A 16586-nucleotide genomic window follows, 5' to 3' on the forward strand; every position below is an offset into this window, starting at 1 on the left:
GAGGTCAAGCTGTTTAATTTCTGCTAAAGACCACTGCTCACGAAATTGGCGCAGGGTATTCAAACAATAAATTAATTCAGCCAGTAAATGCTCAATCTCTCGTTCAACAGAGTTTGCTGGTTGCATGGTATCGCTCCTTTGATAAAAGGAATTGATTTCCCAGAAGGGAAGAGTCAATCCCTTTTGGGTTATGCAAAGAAAATTGCACCGATTCATCGGTTGATTTTGCCAAGTTATTAATGAAATTAGGCGTAAGCCTTCCTAGAGTGTAAGTACTTAAACTTAATCCATGAGTTAAATCCTACAAAGGCAGCATTTAACTATATTCCCGACTAAACGTTCTGCCATAAATTAGGGAAGAAGATGGCATTATCACAAGACTAGGAAACCTAGTTTCACCAGGATCTCACCGGCTCATCAGCTGTGTTAATTTTTTTATTCTAACAAGCAAAAAAAGAAAAGCAATGGGGGTGCTCTGGTTGTACCTAAATATACCTATTTGATACTAAAAATTTTTTAAAAGCTCTAGCCAAGGTAAATTTTAGTAATACTCAATCTTGAATGCCCAAGCTCTTGACTAATGCGTTCTCTTGCAAGTCTGTCCCAATCTTTTTCAAGGAAGCTCAGCTCTCTATAGTGTTTCCCTCCCTGAATAGGACAAAGTAATCCATGGCCATTTTTGTCATAATGTTTGGTTATTTCAAGGTATCTTCTTTGGGCATAAGCATATCGAAGTCCATGGCATTTACTTAAATCCATTTTGGCAATGACTTCATGATAGTGGGATAAGTGGCTTTTATAAGATTTTCCAGGCGGGATTAAAGAATAGCCAAGGGGTATTTGTTTCATAGCTTTAACTAACCACTGTCTTTGCTGCTCATTTGTTAGCTTAATAGTGCGGCCAATACCTCCTTTAGTCCAGCTAGGTTTAATTACTAAGTCTCTTCCTTGCCACGCCTCGCTAATTATAATTTTTATTGATTCTTCGCGGCGAAGGCCAAAAAGAGACTGAGCCTCTAAGGATAAACGAATCAACGGATCTGAACATTTCGTGAAATCGACATTATTTATTACTTTATTATATTGAGGGGCATAGTGTCGCTTGTTAATTTGATAAGCGCTGTTATCTGACTTAATTAATTCAGGCTTTTTTAAGACAGATGCTATTTTACGTAATTTAGCCATATAGTTCTTAATCGTAGCGGGATTTTTATTTTGTTTTTTCCAATGTTCAACCAAGATGTAGATATGTTTTGGCTTTAACCCTTTGATATGTGTTAACTTATAGCCAAGCTCGTGTAAGTCTTTGATGCAGCGATTAATCATGTACTTCATATCTGCTTTACTGGCGTAAGAGTAATTATGAATTTTTTTTAGGCATTCATTAACGGAGTACTGAGCGTTTTTAAGTTTAGTTTTACTCATTAAGGTATCTCCATAACGAATCCCGGGATTTAATGCCCATTTCACTACGAATTAACCAATAGGTTTCATATTTCCCTAATATCGGCAAAAGATATTGATACATCTGTTTTGCGTATAAGTAACGCCATGATTTTTTGAGTGGCAAGGCATACTTTTTCAGTTCTTTTCGCCAGGCAAATTTGGTTTCTTCATAACCGTTAAATTCAACAATAGCTTTTCGCTGAGTTAGCTGCCTAATTTCAGAGAGAATAGTCTCTTGTGTTTCATTGCGAATAGGAATAGTTCTATCCAGAGAATTAAAGGAAATATTGCGGGTTATCCAGAGACTATCCTCTTGGATATGAATTTCAGGTTTTACGTAAATAGCTTCTTGAAAGGTAAGGCCGAATTCTGTTTGAAGCGCCATAATTAAGCGTGGTATCTGTATATCCCACTCTTTCCAATGGTCATGCTGAAGTTTTAACTTTCTACGACGTTTTTGGCTTTTACTTAATTGTAACGATTTATTATCTATATTCGTTAATGAGCAATCAATGCTCTTTAAGTAACGCCTGACTATAGTCATATGATTCATAATCGTGCCAGTTCGTAATTTACTTCTTTTCCAATAGGCTATTAATTTATGAATATGGAGCGATTGAAGTGCGTTCCAAGATGGTGGCACATCACCAACCGTGTACAAATCATCTATCATCTTGCGAATGACATAAGCTTGCTGTTTTCTTTCTTTATAGCTGCCTTGACTAGCTAATTTTAAATATTGATTGGCAGTTTGTCTTAAGTTGTATTTTCTCATTCTTTTATTCGCTATCAATAATATATCTGCCCTGTCTTTGGTTTAGTGTTGGTCGAGCGGCTCACTCAAAGATGAAACCTGGCCAAAGCCATAAAGCTCGAAGTAGGGGGCAAATCAATCGTTATAAGGCAAACGAACTCGCCGAATTACAACAGTTTTTTTAGAGTTATCTCCTCCTTGTTTAATAATGATTAAAGAAAATGACAAAACAATGGGCCTTGTCATACAAGTCCATGGTCAAATTGAAATAAGTTGACTTAAGCTCCCGTGGGAGCTTTCCTGTCGAATGACAGAGTATCCTAGATGGGTTTCCCGACTTAAACGTCTAGCCACAGAGTTAGGGAAAGAAGTGGCTTTGCATAAGACGTCAGATGACGTTTCGCCAGAATTGCATTGGCTCATCAGTTATGCTGATTTCAAATTAACAAAGTGGAGCTTGCTTCGCAAGAGATTTTAGAAAGAATTTTGTCCAATCCCAATTGGCGGGATCGGACAAAATGGTTAAAGGTGTTGATTTTACGCGGTAAAATCAAGGCGTTTATTCTGCGTCACTGCATATAAATTGCAGTGACGCAGCTAGAATTGATTTTCTATAACTTATCCATTAAATATGAATTTTGTAAAAATTTTAAAAAGAATAACAAGCTTATACACCTTAAACTATTAGCTTCGCTGTTATAATTTAAATCAATGCCATGTAAAATCCCATGGCGATTAATGGGGCCATATAACTTGTCAGCTCGCTGCCTTTCCTCTCTTGTTTTTGTATTTGCAGTTATGCTGGATGGGTTTGATAATAACTCCAAAAAGGCCTTCATGAGAGATGTATTAATTTTTGAATTTTTAATTTCTCCTATCCTCTCAGAGAGGCTCTTGCCTCTTTTTTGAGTAAAGATATGTAATCCAAACATATCATGGCAGATTCCATCAGATTGAGCTAACAATACAGGAATGCATAAAATGTAATTAGATTCTTTATGTGCACTAATAGTAGTTTTTAAAATTTCAGCCCTATGAGGCCAAGTTGTATATATTTCGCTTTCTTTCTTCATTAGTTGATGTTTAACGAACTCCATTAATGCTTCTTCTATTTTATATTCTTGCTGTTCATCTCCATTTTTGCCAATATCCTTAATTGCCTTGGCTAAGCTTACTATCTGCTCGTTATACAATTCTCCAGAAATATACCAACCTCTTTTATTAAAAAATGGAATTAATATTTTAATATAGATTTCAGAGATTCTTTGGTTGTCTTCTATTTGTTTTTTATAAAATTTTGTTGCTGAATTTAGCAAAAAATTATTTTCTATATCTTGGATTGCCTTAAAAAAATTAGTTATTCCCATTTTAGTAATAATCTCATCGCTGAAATATTTATGCTTTATTAATATAGTTAAATTTTAGATGATTCTGTCAGCCATTTCTAAATTAAGTCTTTAATCCATTGCTCTCCTTTCACGGATGGAGGGGCTGCTTGTCCAAATTCACTAAAAAACTGGCTTGTTATGGTATTACCTATTAGCTTTGTACCAGAGTTTCCTAATTTAACTCCTAATCTGTACGCTTCTGCTCGATTAATCTTTTTAAAAGAAGAAAGAACTAATATATCAGTGGGTCTTGTAATTGCTACATATAATAGCCTTCTTTGCTCGGCAATCTGGCTGTTAATTTTAGAGTGAGCTTTTTCATTTTGATTAATAAATGGAATTAAACCTTGGACGCATCCAGTTATAATCACTACTTTATTTGTTAAACCTTTGGATTTATGTAAACTCATAATCCTCACAAACTCTCCTTCTTCTGGCATTTCAGGCTGAGTAATTATATTTTGTAAATAATTAAAAATTTCTTTAAGCTTATCATTACCTGATATGATTAAATTATTTTCAAGTTCTTGTAGTTTCCATAAACAGGCTTCTCTGATAATTTTTGCCCACTCTTGATTTTCTGGAAAGAGAAAATCAATTATTTTTACAGGAGATAAAGTGCCCATAGAAGTAAGTTTTTCTTCAAGTATTTTAAAACGCTCAAAGATTTTCGATATTCCTGATAATGTAAGCTTTTTTTTGTAAATTTTTCTAAGAGTATCAATAGGATGATCGCCTAAGGTTTCGCAATAATCTCTAAGTTTCTTGTATTCACCAGCATTCCAGCTAGGACTTTTACAGCCAAGCCAATATCTTAAAGCTACCCGGTCTCTCTGATCAATTAAAAGTCTAAATAAGCTAAATGATTCTTGAGCTTCTTCTGTCTCGAGTGCTTCTTCGGAATAAAAACTATGAACTTCTATGTTATGACATTTAAGTCTGTCTCTGATACCATATCCTGTGAGCCGCCTAGGAGTAAGAACCAAGATATCTTTTGCTTTATAGCTAAGTTTATAAATAAGATAACTAATATATTCTGAGAGACCCTCTATCTCTTTTTCAAGACTTTCCCATTGAATAATATTAATTTCACCCTCGCGATTATCATTTCGAGGAATAAGCCTTGTGGTAACTCCATCAGGATGATTATTTAGTATTAAGTTGTTAGCGATGTTTACAATTTTTTTTGGGCAGCGGCGGCATTCCTCAAGATTTTCATCATGAGTATTTGCATGAGTTAGGTTAAATTCTCTTATTCCTTCTGGATGAGCAAAGCGGAACCCATAGATTGATTGATCTTCATCACCGACAATTACTAAATTAGTATTCTCTGATAAAACATCTAAGAGGACTTGTTCAGCTCTATTCAAATCTTGATATTCATCAACAATAATATGGGTATATCTATTAAGTTCATCGCATTGCGGATTTTTTTGAATATATTCTAAAGTTAGTGGTATTAGTTCCCCAATTAACATGCCCTGGTGGAACTTCAGCCAACTAATTAAGTTGTTATGAAATATGCGATCGATTGGATCAGTGGGCCATCCTGGAGCTTGAGATTGTAATCTTGCCCATGCTGCCTCAAAAGCAGAAATTCTTTTTTTACATTCTGTTATATTACCAAATTTCTTATTGTCATTTAATAAGTCTTTTAGAAGAGGGGCTGCTTCAAACAATGGAATTCCGCGTTTAGGTGATGTGATTAAGGGCCTTGGCGATCTTTGTAAGAAACTAAAAACATCTTCTTTAGTTAATATCTGGAAGGCAAGAGAGTGTAATGTTCCTGAATTAATTTCTTTACAGTTAGCAATTTGCATATTATTTAAATCATCTACAGTACCTTTTGCAGCAGCTCTAGTGAAAGTTACTGATAAAATACCTTTTGGATCCGCGCCCTCATTAATTAGTCGAGCGATACGTCTCATTATTGCAAAGCTTTTTCCAGTTCCTGGTCCTGCCATAACACGTAGTGGGGTATTATTTACTCTGGCAATTTGTAGAGCTTTTCCCTCAAGATTTATATCCCAATTCATTTTATTTCCTTAAATTGCTCTCCCTTTGAAATTTCTGAAAGAAATTTATACTCTTATATAAATTATAGTTAAGGCATCAGGAAAATATAAAAATTACAGATAAGAAAAATACTGTGGTATTGAGGAAAATTGGGCTCTACTCCAATAGAGGAAATAATCTGTCTACATTGCTTCTACATGGAAAATTCTGAATTTCGAAGAGTTTATGTAAGTGCTTAATTTTAATGGCGTCCAGAGGTGAAATCGAACCACCGACACAAGGATTTTCAGTTCCATCTTATTTGGTGTATATTGAAAACCTCGTAAAAAGGTTACATTTTGCTTATATAATGTAAAAGTATAAATTTGATTTTTAACAGTAAATTTTATATAATTTCTATTAGGATTCAATGCCTATCGGCATTTGAACTTACCGAGGCTTCGGTCAGCTGAGCCAGCGTAGCGAATCAGCGCCCATTCTTTTTTAAGTACTCAATACATTGTTCTCTGTTCCAAAGTGGTGATGTTTTAATAGAGTTGATAGTTTTATTACTAGCTAGATAACAGGTAATGAAATTTCCTTTTAATACATTGTTATTATTGAAGCTTAGTTCAATAATAACTACAAAATCTTCAAAAATGACGCTAACTCTCCTTGATTTTTCATAAACTTTTTTTTCATTATTCCATCCGAAAAATAATAAAGCATCAGGGTGCATCAAAGTTGATTTGATCCAATCCATTCTTTGAGCTCTTTCAGGAGAAAATTGATCTTTAGGTCCTTGCCGGCGTTCTGAATTTTCATAAAAAGCATGACCAAATCTTTGTGGCTTAAAATATACTCTAATATTATCCACTGTAAAAATTTCAGCACGACAATAGATAGACTCATAATGGTTTTTATATTCTAAAATGCTGTTAAGTATTAGTAAGGCTGGCTGTGGCAATTTACCAACCTCCACGTAAATTTATTTTAAAAACATTAAACTTGCTTTCTCCTCTATAGGTAGGTTCAATTAACTTACCTAAACTATTTTCCATTTTTTGGACTAATTTTTCTTTGACTCCTCCTGTTGTTAAGGTATTGTTTATTTTCGCTGAAGCGATGCCTAATAGTAAGTCAGTAAGCTGAATTAAGACCACTTTTTTGGAGGGCAAACCCTGGATCTGTTTAATATCAGCAGTTAAGTTAGAATTTTTTAAACAATCTTTTAGTACCTTTAAACGGGTCAGATCCCTATTAGTTTTTAAATCGCAAAAAATTTGGTATCGATTAAAGTCCAAAATCCAATGATGTATGAGCTGATAATAGAATTTGTAAAAACCGAGCTCATGATCATTATTATGCCAACTTTGATCAAAATTATTGTTATCGATAGCAATACAGCGAAATCGCAGTTCATTCCCATAACTTTGAAATAAGTCAATTAAACTCTCATAAAATGAAAATTTTGAATAGTTAACCTTTCGCCATTTGATTTCTCCCCAAGTATTATAGGTTTTACGAAGATTCCATATTTTATTTTTTAACTCTTCACGTAAATTGGTTGGTAACCATAGGCTGCCAATCATTAGATATTGTGCTGTTGGCAGTTTAGAGGAAAATAGCTCTGGATGATTTTCATCACAGTAAACTTCAAAATCCATCAAATAATCTCTCAAAATTTAAGATGATTTTTTCACACTCATGAATATTATCCTATTAACACTGCTAATAATACTGCTATTATCTTTATGCAATTTTGAACTCAAAGGCAACGGAATCCGAATCTTATAAATCTCCCCGCCATTTACCAAAACAAACGCCTGTCCCTTAGGCAAAGAAATAACGTCATTCACTTCAATCATAGAAATAGAAGAGGTTTGAACTCGATCTTCATTATTTGTATTAAAATAAACATCGTCCTCTCCGTGCGGAGTGTCATTCACCATAGACACCTGTGTATGATCAACTACACCTACTTGTGGTAATACTTTGATTAATAAATTAGCCGTTTCTTCATTTTTAACCCTTAGCATGATTAGAGTATTAAAATTACCTTTAGCCGCTTCTGCTTTTGCTTTTGTGCCAAGAGATACTTCTATGTCCTGTAATGTTTGCGCGTAAGCGGTGACTTGGAAACCTGCGCCTCCAGCTTTATTAAGGATTTTTACAAACGAATCTTGGATTATTTCGGATAATTCGTCACAGTGAAGATTTAAGCGATAGTGGGTATTGCTTTCTTTGTAGAGCTTACCTGCAGTTGAAACTAGGTCAGATAAAAATGCTTTGCCAACTGCTTGGGCAATATTCGGATTGGTTAAGCTATCCAGGCCTATGTAGATTACTTTTGTGTTTTTAATTGCTGTCATTAACTCAATTTCATTATCACTTTGAGTAAAAGAAAAAATACTAGATGCGTTGCTTTTGTTGATTTCAGATAGAACAGGGCCAACGCTGGCGGTAATTTTGTCATAGTAATGTTTATCCATAATCGCTGCGTCATAAAGATCAATTAAAATCTGATCATGTAGCCTTTCAACGTTACCGGTAGTGATTGTTTTGCTGATATGTGCTTTAATGTATTGAATGACTGCTTTTGTTCTATCCATAGGGGCATTGTTCTTACTTTTTCGGTGGCTGCGTTCCTCAGATTGATTAAGAATGATCTCAATTTCTTCGTGATAGTTTGAATAGCGATTTGGCATAATAGCATCAGCATAAGCCATCAGTAGTTGATCTAAACGGCTAATATAAAAAGCAATAGATTTATAAGTAATAGGCTGCTGCATTTCCTCAAGGCAAATGGCTACAATATTGATATATTTCCAGGCAAAGGCTGCGAATTGTTTGCCTTCACCCTCAGCAGCAATAGCATCTGTAATGCGTGTTGCGACTTCACTAACTTGGTCATAATTTTTTAAAGGGTTGTATTGGGCAGATAGGTCTGGAAAGCCTAAATGAACAATACGGAAATCATTTAATCTGTTCGATACTTCGCAAGCGGCATACATATCGCGAACTAAGTCTAAGTCGCCTTTGGGATCAACCACAATAACTGCGTCGCCATTTCTAATATCTTGGTTAATTAAAATACTTGCAAGCCTTGTTTTTCCTACACGAGTTGTACCGACAACAAAAGTATGTCCTACGCGTACCTCTTGCGGAATATACACTGATGAATCTTTTTCACCTAAACCATGCAGAAAAGGGCTGCCACCGACAGGTGGATCTGGCCTAAAAGGGTTTAATCTGGAAGGGTAATTAAGCCATTTAGCTAAGTAAGTGTTTTCGTGATTCTGACAGTATTCTCTTGCAGCTCGATAGTATTTACTGCGCTGCATAAACGATTCGTTCTTGATTTGCTTAATTTGATGTAAACGTTGAGTGTGGTGCGGCAACCAGCGGAAACCTTTACCTAGGAATAACCATTTTTTTGATAAGGGAATTTGCATAGTAGACAATGCGTAGTAAGGCATTGCTAATAAACGCCAATGAAATCGTTTAATTTTTAAGCCTTGCAAGCCTCTTAATAAACTTAAACAGCTTAGTCCTGTTGCTGCATAGCATCCCATGCTTTGTGTTAAAAGAAAAAGATGAGGTTTGTGTAGTGCAAGGAAAGCTAGCGCAGCACAGGTCAAACTAGTATAAAGTTCAGTGGGTTCGCGAAGCAAGTTTTCAACTGGATAATCTGCCATGTGGCTACCTCCACCAAAATAAAATTTCAGTAAAGAGTAAGACTACTAACAAGGACCAGCGGTTACGTAATGCTAGCTTTAGTTGATCCGAGGTAACTTCATAGTTTTTTCGATTAATAATAATTTGAATAAATTGAGGCCAAAAAAGGTAAAGCGCTAAATATAATAAAAGATGGCTTATTAGAAAATGGACATGATAAATTTGTAAAAAATGCTGGGCTGCCTGTAAAGGCTTACTTAACTGTAGTACTTGCGGAATAAGTAAGAAAAGCAAGAAGGCTGGTATAAGAAATTTAATTAAGACTATAATGGTTGAACGTAAATAATACAACATGGAATGTCTCCTTATGATTAAGCCTATCAAAAGTCATCAATCCATGGCCTCTACGGCATTTAAAATCCTTTGGAAAATGTTAGTTTTACTACTACAGGTAGTATGTCTATTTGCTTCAGATCGTCGCTCTAATTCGCGCTATTTACCTTATCAAGCGCAAGATCTTTATAAAAAAGGTCTGATAAATGCTGCAGAATACAATAGAGCAATAAAAAGCGATCTCTTATAATCTTCCTGCACTAGCTACTTTAGCACCTGCTCTTAAAACTTGAGTACCGGCATGAGTGGCATTTTCACTGTGAACGTTAGCTTCATTAATTAATCCCATAAGACCCGCACTTGCTTCACCACCAAAATGGCTTGAAAGCTTTAACAATAAGAAAGGGGCGATAAAATAAAACATCACCGCTATATTACGCATGGCAGACAGGGCCTCATTTTTGCCAAGTGGATCTAAAACGCTTCTCTCCACAAAGCCCACTAAATGCCAAAGGTATTGGATAAAGATAGCCATAATAAATAAACCACATAAACTACCTAACGCCCTAGGGCTATAGCCGCTTAAAGCTAGAATAATAGGCGTCATAATAATTAAAAAGAAATAAAGAAACGCTTGCATAACAGGAAGTGTTTGCATAATAGCTTCTCTTTTTAAGGGGGTTGCTGTCCAGGATTTGGCCCATTGTCCTGCATTAACTAGGTTTTGGGTAATAACGCTACTGAATGCGCCATTGGTGTTATCCATTAAATTTTTGACACTATTAGATTGCATGTCGCGGCTGTCATTTAGCAACATTTTGGCAATATAATCTTCAGAAGTTAGGTTAGAGTTCCATGCTTTAGGATGGCTGTTTTTAAAGGTTCGCACCCTATCTAAGACAGCAAAGTAGTTTAGATGACTGTCAAAGACACTTGCATTATTAGCCACTTGCACTAAATCATTGCGAAGTTTTAACCACCATTGATTACAGGTTGGATAGCCTTCGTCGGGTAGATGTTTCGCATCAATATCACCGCGTTCTGCGGCATTTTCTAAATTACTGTTAGGTGCTTCTTTAAAGCTAAATCCAGGAACAGGTTGGCGCGCGTGAATTTTATCGTAGTAAAGCGTTTGATAGACTTTTGATCCTACCCATTTAAGATCTTCCTCACCACCGTATTTTTTGAGAATGTCATCAATTTTAGCTTTGTCTTGAGATTCGCTGTAATAACTATTTCTCGCTTCTAGAAAACATTGTCGATGAAATTTTAAAGCTGATTCACGTACATCTGTTGGAAGATACGTTGAAATCAAATCGCCTTCTATGGCTTGTAAGCTATCAGAGCATCCAGTTACTTTCATTAAGCTATATGTTAATCCGGACATGTAATTCTGTAGAATAGCAAAGCCAATGGGCATTTTGACATTCGATGTTAATACATCTGCAAATGCTTCATCGTAGGTTGTACCGGTATCTTTTAGGATAGAAGTTTTAGCATTACCTTTAATTCCACACATGGGTTTAAAGTTTAAGGCTTTTTCTTCTAAAGGAACGCATGGATAAACGAAAATAGCGCAGATTAAAAAAGTAACGGCTAACTCATAGAGAAAATTATTTAGTGCATATTCAGCCGCATGGTGGGTTGATCCAGAAGGAGCTAATACATTTTTCAAAAAGCGATAAGCTACCATTAAAAACCCTAAATAAAGCAATCCTGTTTGCCAGAGCGCATTAAATAAAATTTCATACTGTTGCCAGCCTAAGTAGGTGGTATAAAGAGATAGAGGGCTAAAGACAACCATATCAAGCTCCCTTATTCTCAGGTTTTAAGTATACAGCGCCATTTTTAACAACAGGTTGTTCGTGGTCGTCACCTGGTAAGCCTTTAGCAATACCTTGATGTCTTAAATCCATTAGCACACCAAGCGTTTCTGTCATCATTTTTTTGCGGACTTCATTTTCGAAAGCTAATGAATGGATATCATCGTCAAGTTTCTTTAGTGCGAAGCGCACCATATCTAAAGCGGGTTTTAGATTTTGAACTTCTTGAACCTGTAATCCTGCTTGAAGAATACGACGCATCATTAGCGCTTTATCTAGCATATTTTGTACAGCAATCTCTTCGGCAAGCTTAGAAACAGTTAAAATCTGCTCCTCTCGTGACATACGCTGAATGGTCATGATGATTTCATCTGTAATCATGAGATTTGAGGCACTAACGAGCTTTAATTTTTCTTCTGTAAGCGGCCATTTTCGATCAACGAGTTGCCAAAGTGCTCTAGAGACATTACTTGTGCATGTATTGCTGCTATCGCAACTTTGTAATAGAGCTGATAATCCTATACCGGCTTTAGCATCATGATAGGCTGTTTTTGTTTTATCTTCAGTGGCACTAACATGAATATCGCCTAAAACTTTCACAGCCCAATTAGCTGCTTCAGTGGGGTTTTTCCAGCTTTGAGTTAATGGTATTTTCGCGATGGGCGCTTGTTGATTATCCAGAGGGATTCGATTCAGTAAAATATTGTAACCTGCAATGACAACATCATTAATTACTTTAATTGGCCTTTGATATTTTCCACCAGCGTTACCTTTTTCTCGGCCGATCCAAGGTAGGCCATACTCATCTCTCTTTTGAGCAATGGTTTTAGCTGTTTCGCGCACATCTACGTTACCGGTTTTAGCGCGCTTAGCTGCTTCAAGCCAGCCTTGACTGTCTGAAACAGACAGCATACTTTCCATAGGTGATTGGCCTTCCTCTAGTGTTTTTTTAACATCTTGGCAATCTTTAACTTTAATTGAAAATTCATTTTGTGCGCCAGCTGCGGTGTTTTGTAAAACGTTATATAAGGCTGGCATTGATTGTTGTAATTTATACATAGGAAAACCGGCTACAGAGCCTTTTAAGTTTTCAATAATGCCCCCAGGAATATTCATAGCGGATGATTTCATATCCTGGAAAGTATTAGTAATGGAAACCACTGGATTAAAGCCGTTGCAAGTAAAGCCGAGTCGACTATTAACATGCCCACCAATTGTTATCGTTTGATCAGTGTTTACTGGCGGAATATATAAATTAGAAACACCACCTAATTTATAGTAATAGTCAGATTCATTAGGAAGAAATGAACCAGCTAAGGCTGCTGATGAGGTTAAGCTGGCAATAAGTAAAAATATGGGCTGCTTCATTGTTACACCTACCTTTTTTCTGGGTGTTTAACTTTTGGAAAGGATAAAGATGCGATGTATTTACCGCGGTGCTGAACGCAGCCACGGTATTTACGCCAAACCACGAAAACATAATTACCATTACCTGCTATATCATCAGCATTGCCGAAATCCTTTGCATTGGCAGCATTTATATTCCGATTTCTAGGGTAAACTTCTTGCCAAATAACATGCTTTTGGCGTGGATCAAAAGTGACATTGGCAACAACACAGTTTTTACCACATGAGTTCTTAGTGCTTTGTGTAACGTGTAGGCTATTTCTATTGGTAACGATATCGGCAGCATGCATTGCAGCAACCACTGATGCGCGAAAGCGTGAGGGCTGAGTAACGCGCATAAGCCTTGGTACTTCATGTCCCCAGATATTTCCTAGGCTACCAATATCATGATTAATAAGCAGATAGGGATGAGTAAGCATATAAGCTATTTCTGCTACTTCCGTTCTATCTGAAACAGCATCGGCTTCACTGATATAATACGGGTAGCCATAATGTGTTTCTGCACGGTGTGATAGATAAGGAATTTGATAAAATCCCGCAGGACTGCCAATTACATCAACAACTCGAGTACGCTCATCATTAATATGCATATTGTTGATCTGGCCAGCATCATCGCCAAAACCTAGATCAGAACCAGTAGCTAGTTTATAAGCACGCTGATAGAGTGCTTGACTTCCCGGATTTTCAAATAATGCTTTTGCCTCAATCCATGGATTGGTCTCAGGTCGATTAGCAACAGTTATAATTAAATCAGGTAAGAATTGTTCCACTGCTGGAACGGCTACCATTTTCGGTGGAAATTTTCCTTCTGCCCAAGTGCAGCTACCAATAATTTTATAATGGGAATTACTTAATGTTTTACTTAAAACGCGTGTGGCGATAGTAAACGTATTAACGGGATGTGGTGGCTTAATACTTTCTTTAGCTTGTGCGGTTAAGCAAGTCATTATAGTTAAAATGGCTAGATTAATCGCTGTAAAAGCAGTCCTCTTGTTTTGGTTTTTGATTTTTGTTTTCCAAGCGTTTAGCAATAATTTCTGCAGCCTTAAGGACATCATGTTCTTTCTCCAAAGCATGTCGCTCTGCCTTTTCTGTTTTTTCATTCATAAGTAAGGCAAGTAAATAGCGAGGTGGAATAACACGAAATAATCCCTGATAACGTGAACCTAACAAGACAGCTTCTGCATACAAGCCTTTTTGTGAATCAATATCCCTGATTAAGGCTTCCTGCTGCGGTGTTAATTGTTTAAATCGTTTGACATCATTAATTTCTTTTTCATCCAGACCTAATAAAATCCAGGTCTCAATAAGCGATAGAATTTTAGTGGCTTTTTCAGAATTCATATCAGTAACGTTCTGTGTAATAGCAGCAAGCCACAAGCCTAGTTTTCTTGCGACTTTAGCTACTAATAAACACGCCGTAACCACTGATGGAATTTGAAATTGCAGATGTGATTCATCAATAAAAAGAAAAGTAGGGCGGTTATCATTTTGGGTTGCTTCTGCCATGCCAAGTATTCTTGGCAGCAGAGACACCATCACTAGTGCTAGTTTTCCTGGCTCATCTTTTATAGCCGAAATATCGATATGAAAGATATCAAAATCACCTAAGGGATCTGTAGGCACATTAAAAAAACGTGATTTGGCGCTGTTTATTACATAACTGTTTAAGCGATCATGCATATCCAAAATTCGGTCTTTTTTACGTGCAACTGTTTCATTCTCCATACGTCGTTTAAAAGCAGCTACGATATGCTCTGTTAGCATTTGCGGTATGTCATTCTTAAAGGAAGTTAAAATGGCATCACTTAAGACTTCGATTAAAAGTGTTTCATCAGCTAAAGTAAATTGCTCTTCTTCCAAAGTATTTGCTTCGGTAATCATGGTGCGTAAAGCCAAAGCAAGCTCTGCAAGATAAGAGCGAGAATAATTACAAGAAAGCTCAATGGGATTAGCCGGTTGCTCCAAATTTTCTTTCAAAGCCATTATCTTTTGCGCAATTAAAGCGGCTTGCTCGGAATTTAGATTATCAGTAATTTCAGGAATGGCTTTGTAAGCCTCACAAAAAGGATTTAACGGAACGGCTTCACCTTTTTTATTGCTAAGTAATAATTGTTTGGTATTTTTGCCATGAGCTTTAGCATGAATAAGCATGCGATCAAAGGAGTTACCCATTTCAAATAAAACGATGCGAGCACTTTTAATGGCCATTAATGAATTAATCATCCAGCCAATTAAGACAGATTTGCCGCCACCTGAATTAGCAAATATAGCGCAGTGAGAGTTTTGGCTAATAAAATCAGTATGTAATAAATCAAATAAAACAGGCTCACCTAATCGATTAAAAAAGGTAAAGCAAGGTAGGTGTTTTGCTCCTTGATTGCGGCCATAAACAGGTAATAGGGCTGCGAGCTCTGAAGCATATAATAAGCGATCAAAGCGTAAAAATTGGCGTGCAAAGGTCGGAATAAAATTAAAAGGAAGTGCACAAAGATAACTATTTAATGGATGCAAATCATGTTGCGAGGGTATAAGTGGCATTTTGGCATCCACAAATAGATCTTTTAATTCTTTTTCAATATGAAGCACTTTTTCTTCGGTTTCTGCTCGATATAAGACAGCTTGATTCACCCAAAATAAGCGGTTTCCAGTCGCTAATTCATCACGTGCTGTTTTAATGTCTTGTTTTACTTGGGTTGGTTTTAAGCTTGTTCCAATAATGCCTTTCTCTAAGCGTATTAAATGTGCGTCTAAGGCATCATCATGACTAAATATAACTTGTATAGTGTAGGTTGCTCCTTCTGGTAATCGATCTAATAGGGCATAGCGATGTTTAGGATTGGCTTGGGGTCGCTCGCGAGACAGTAGGCCGATATCAGGCGCTTCGCGTAAGCCATCAACATATAAAATTCGATGATGGCAGCTATCAAAAATAAAGCCTTGATTCGTGCTTTGTGGTGGCGTAAAAAATACAGCTTGTGCAAGCGTATATCCAGCAGGTTTTTTATTAATGGGATAAGGAAAACGAGCAAGCAGTTCTTCTATATTTCCTTGCGTTAATTGAGGATTTGGATTAAACCAACGCACCCACCAATAATAATAGTCTTTACCCGTTAGGCGTTTTAATTGTAATCCAGGCGAACGAAGTTTATTTTCAATTTGTGCTATAACATCGAGATGTTCAGCAAACGCTTGTTCTCTCGTTGACTCTAGCTGTTGATACAACCGATAAAACAAAACTCGAATTCGCCGACGTCGACCGCGATAAGGCATGCCTGTTTTAGGATCATGAAAGAGTCCTTCTTCTCTGGTCATCTTAGTCATTAAATCGCCCAGTCGATTGCAATAATCCTGAGTAAAGGAATCATCAATAAGGCTGGAATTAATATGTTGTTTAATGTGTTTTAACACTGGTTTAAGACAGTAATCATCGTTAACAAACATTTGCATAACCCAAGGGTCTTCTTTGTAAATAGGTACAACTGTGGCAAAGGTTTCCTTTACCTTTTGAAAGACTGCTTCTAGGTGGTCAGGTGAGGAGGCTTCTGCTGGAATACTGGCAAGTTCAAAACCAGAGCCAATACTAACGCCATCTTGTAACAAGAAAAGATTTTCTTTATCGCAGAAATCAACAATAGTCCATTGATCAGGTAAAGAGGGTAGATTATTTTGATAGCGTACTTTAACCGCCTTCTCGGTAACTGGAGATGAGCTATATTCACCAATCAACCAGTTATTTAATGACTGTAACCATTGCTTCAT

The 16586-nt window shown here is 36.5% G+C and carries 14 protein-coding genes; 2 read left to right on the plus strand and 12 right to left on the minus strand.

Features of this window, described 5'->3' with window-relative positions; all coding sequences use genetic code 11:
• Positions 1-525: 525 nt before the first annotated feature.
• On the minus strand, positions 526-1425 hold the full coding sequence (locus tag E1P04_RS15435) for a phage integrase N-terminal domain-containing protein (protein WP_131783789.1): 900 nt from the start codon (positions 1423-1425) through the stop codon (positions 526-528).
• Complete coding sequence (locus tag E1P04_RS15440; protein WP_131783790.1) at positions 1418-2221, minus strand: phage integrase N-terminal domain-containing protein; 804 nt, start codon at positions 2219-2221, stop codon at positions 1418-1420. The genes E1P04_RS15435 and E1P04_RS15440 overlap by 8 nt, the downstream gene beginning before the upstream one ends.
• Before the next feature lie 286 nt (positions 2222-2507).
• Here E1P04_RS15440 and E1P04_RS15450 point away from each other — a divergent pair, with 286 nt between their 5' ends.
• Positions 2508-2678 (plus strand): hypothetical protein, encoded by a 171-nt coding sequence (locus E1P04_RS15450; protein WP_242604488.1) that lies wholly within the window; start codon positions 2508-2510, stop codon positions 2676-2678.
• 133 nt (positions 2679-2811) lie between these two features.
• Here E1P04_RS15450 and E1P04_RS15455 read toward each other — a convergent pair whose 3' ends face one another.
• From E1P04_RS15455 to E1P04_RS15480, 6 genes are all read right to left on the minus strand, one after another.
• A complete protein-coding gene (locus E1P04_RS15455; RefSeq protein WP_131783791.1) occupies positions 2812-3567 on the minus strand; it encodes a hypothetical protein in 756 nt (251 codons plus the stop codon).
• Positions 3568-3644: 77 nt separating this feature from the next.
• Positions 3645-5624, minus strand: a complete 1980-nt coding sequence (locus E1P04_RS15460; RefSeq protein WP_131783792.1) for a UvrD-helicase domain-containing protein — start codon at positions 5622-5624, stop codon at positions 3645-3647.
• A 446-nt stretch (positions 5625-6070) separates the two neighbouring features.
• Positions 6071-6565 carry a hypothetical protein gene (locus E1P04_RS15465; RefSeq protein ID WP_207386046.1) on the minus strand — a complete coding sequence of 165 codons (495 nt, stop codon included), beginning with the start codon at positions 6563-6565 and terminating at the stop codon, positions 6071-6073.
• Positions 6552-7250 (minus strand): DUF3800 domain-containing protein, encoded by a 699-nt coding sequence (locus E1P04_RS15470; RefSeq protein WP_131783793.1) that lies wholly within the window; start codon positions 7248-7250, stop codon positions 6552-6554. Before E1P04_RS15470 ends, E1P04_RS15465 begins: the two co-directional genes overlap by 14 nt.
• Before the next feature lie 18 nt (positions 7251-7268).
• Positions 7269-9281 (minus strand): type IV conjugative transfer system coupling protein TraD, encoded by a 2013-nt coding sequence (gene traD, locus E1P04_RS15475; protein ID WP_131783794.1) that lies wholly within the window; start codon positions 9279-9281, stop codon positions 7269-7271.
• Positions 9282-9285: 4 nt separating this feature from the next.
• Entirely contained in the window at positions 9286-9615 is a 330-nt protein-coding gene (locus E1P04_RS15480) for a hypothetical protein (RefSeq protein ID WP_131783795.1), read from the minus strand.
• A gap of 13 nt (positions 9616-9628) precedes the next feature.
• Here E1P04_RS15480 and E1P04_RS15485 point away from each other — a divergent pair, with 13 nt between their 5' ends.
• On the plus strand, positions 9629-9844 hold the full coding sequence (locus tag E1P04_RS15485; protein WP_131783796.1) for a hypothetical protein: 216 nt from the start codon (positions 9629-9631) through the stop codon (positions 9842-9844).
• Here E1P04_RS15485 and E1P04_RS15490 read toward each other — a convergent pair.
• Genes E1P04_RS15490 through E1P04_RS15505 form a run of 4 tightly spaced genes read right to left on the minus strand, consistent with a single transcriptional unit; the run spans position 9839 to position 16586 of the window.
• Positions 9839-11398, minus strand: a complete 1560-nt coding sequence (locus tag E1P04_RS15490; RefSeq protein WP_131783797.1) for a conjugal transfer protein TraG N-terminal domain-containing protein — start codon at positions 11396-11398, stop codon at positions 9839-9841. The two genes, E1P04_RS15485 and E1P04_RS15490, sit on opposite strands and share 6 nt — an antisense overlap.
• Before the next feature lies 1 nt (position 11399).
• Positions 11400-12785, minus strand: a complete 1386-nt coding sequence (locus E1P04_RS15495; protein WP_131783798.1) for an integrating conjugative element protein — start codon at positions 12783-12785, stop codon at positions 11400-11402.
• An 8-nt stretch (positions 12786-12793) separates the two neighbouring features.
• On the minus strand, positions 12794-13771 hold the full coding sequence (locus E1P04_RS15500; RefSeq protein ID WP_131783823.1) for a TIGR03756 family integrating conjugative element protein: 978 nt from the start codon (positions 13769-13771) through the stop codon (positions 12794-12796).
• A gap of 19 nt (positions 13772-13790) precedes the next feature.
• Positions 13791-16586 carry a conjugative transfer ATPase gene (locus E1P04_RS15505; RefSeq protein ID WP_131783799.1) on the minus strand — a complete coding sequence of 932 codons (2796 nt, stop codon included), beginning with the start codon at positions 16584-16586 and terminating at the stop codon, positions 13791-13793.

The organism is Legionella gresilensis, assembly GCF_900639865.1.
Lineage (GTDB): Bacteria > Pseudomonadota > Gammaproteobacteria > Legionellales > Legionellaceae > Legionella_C > Legionella_C gresilensis.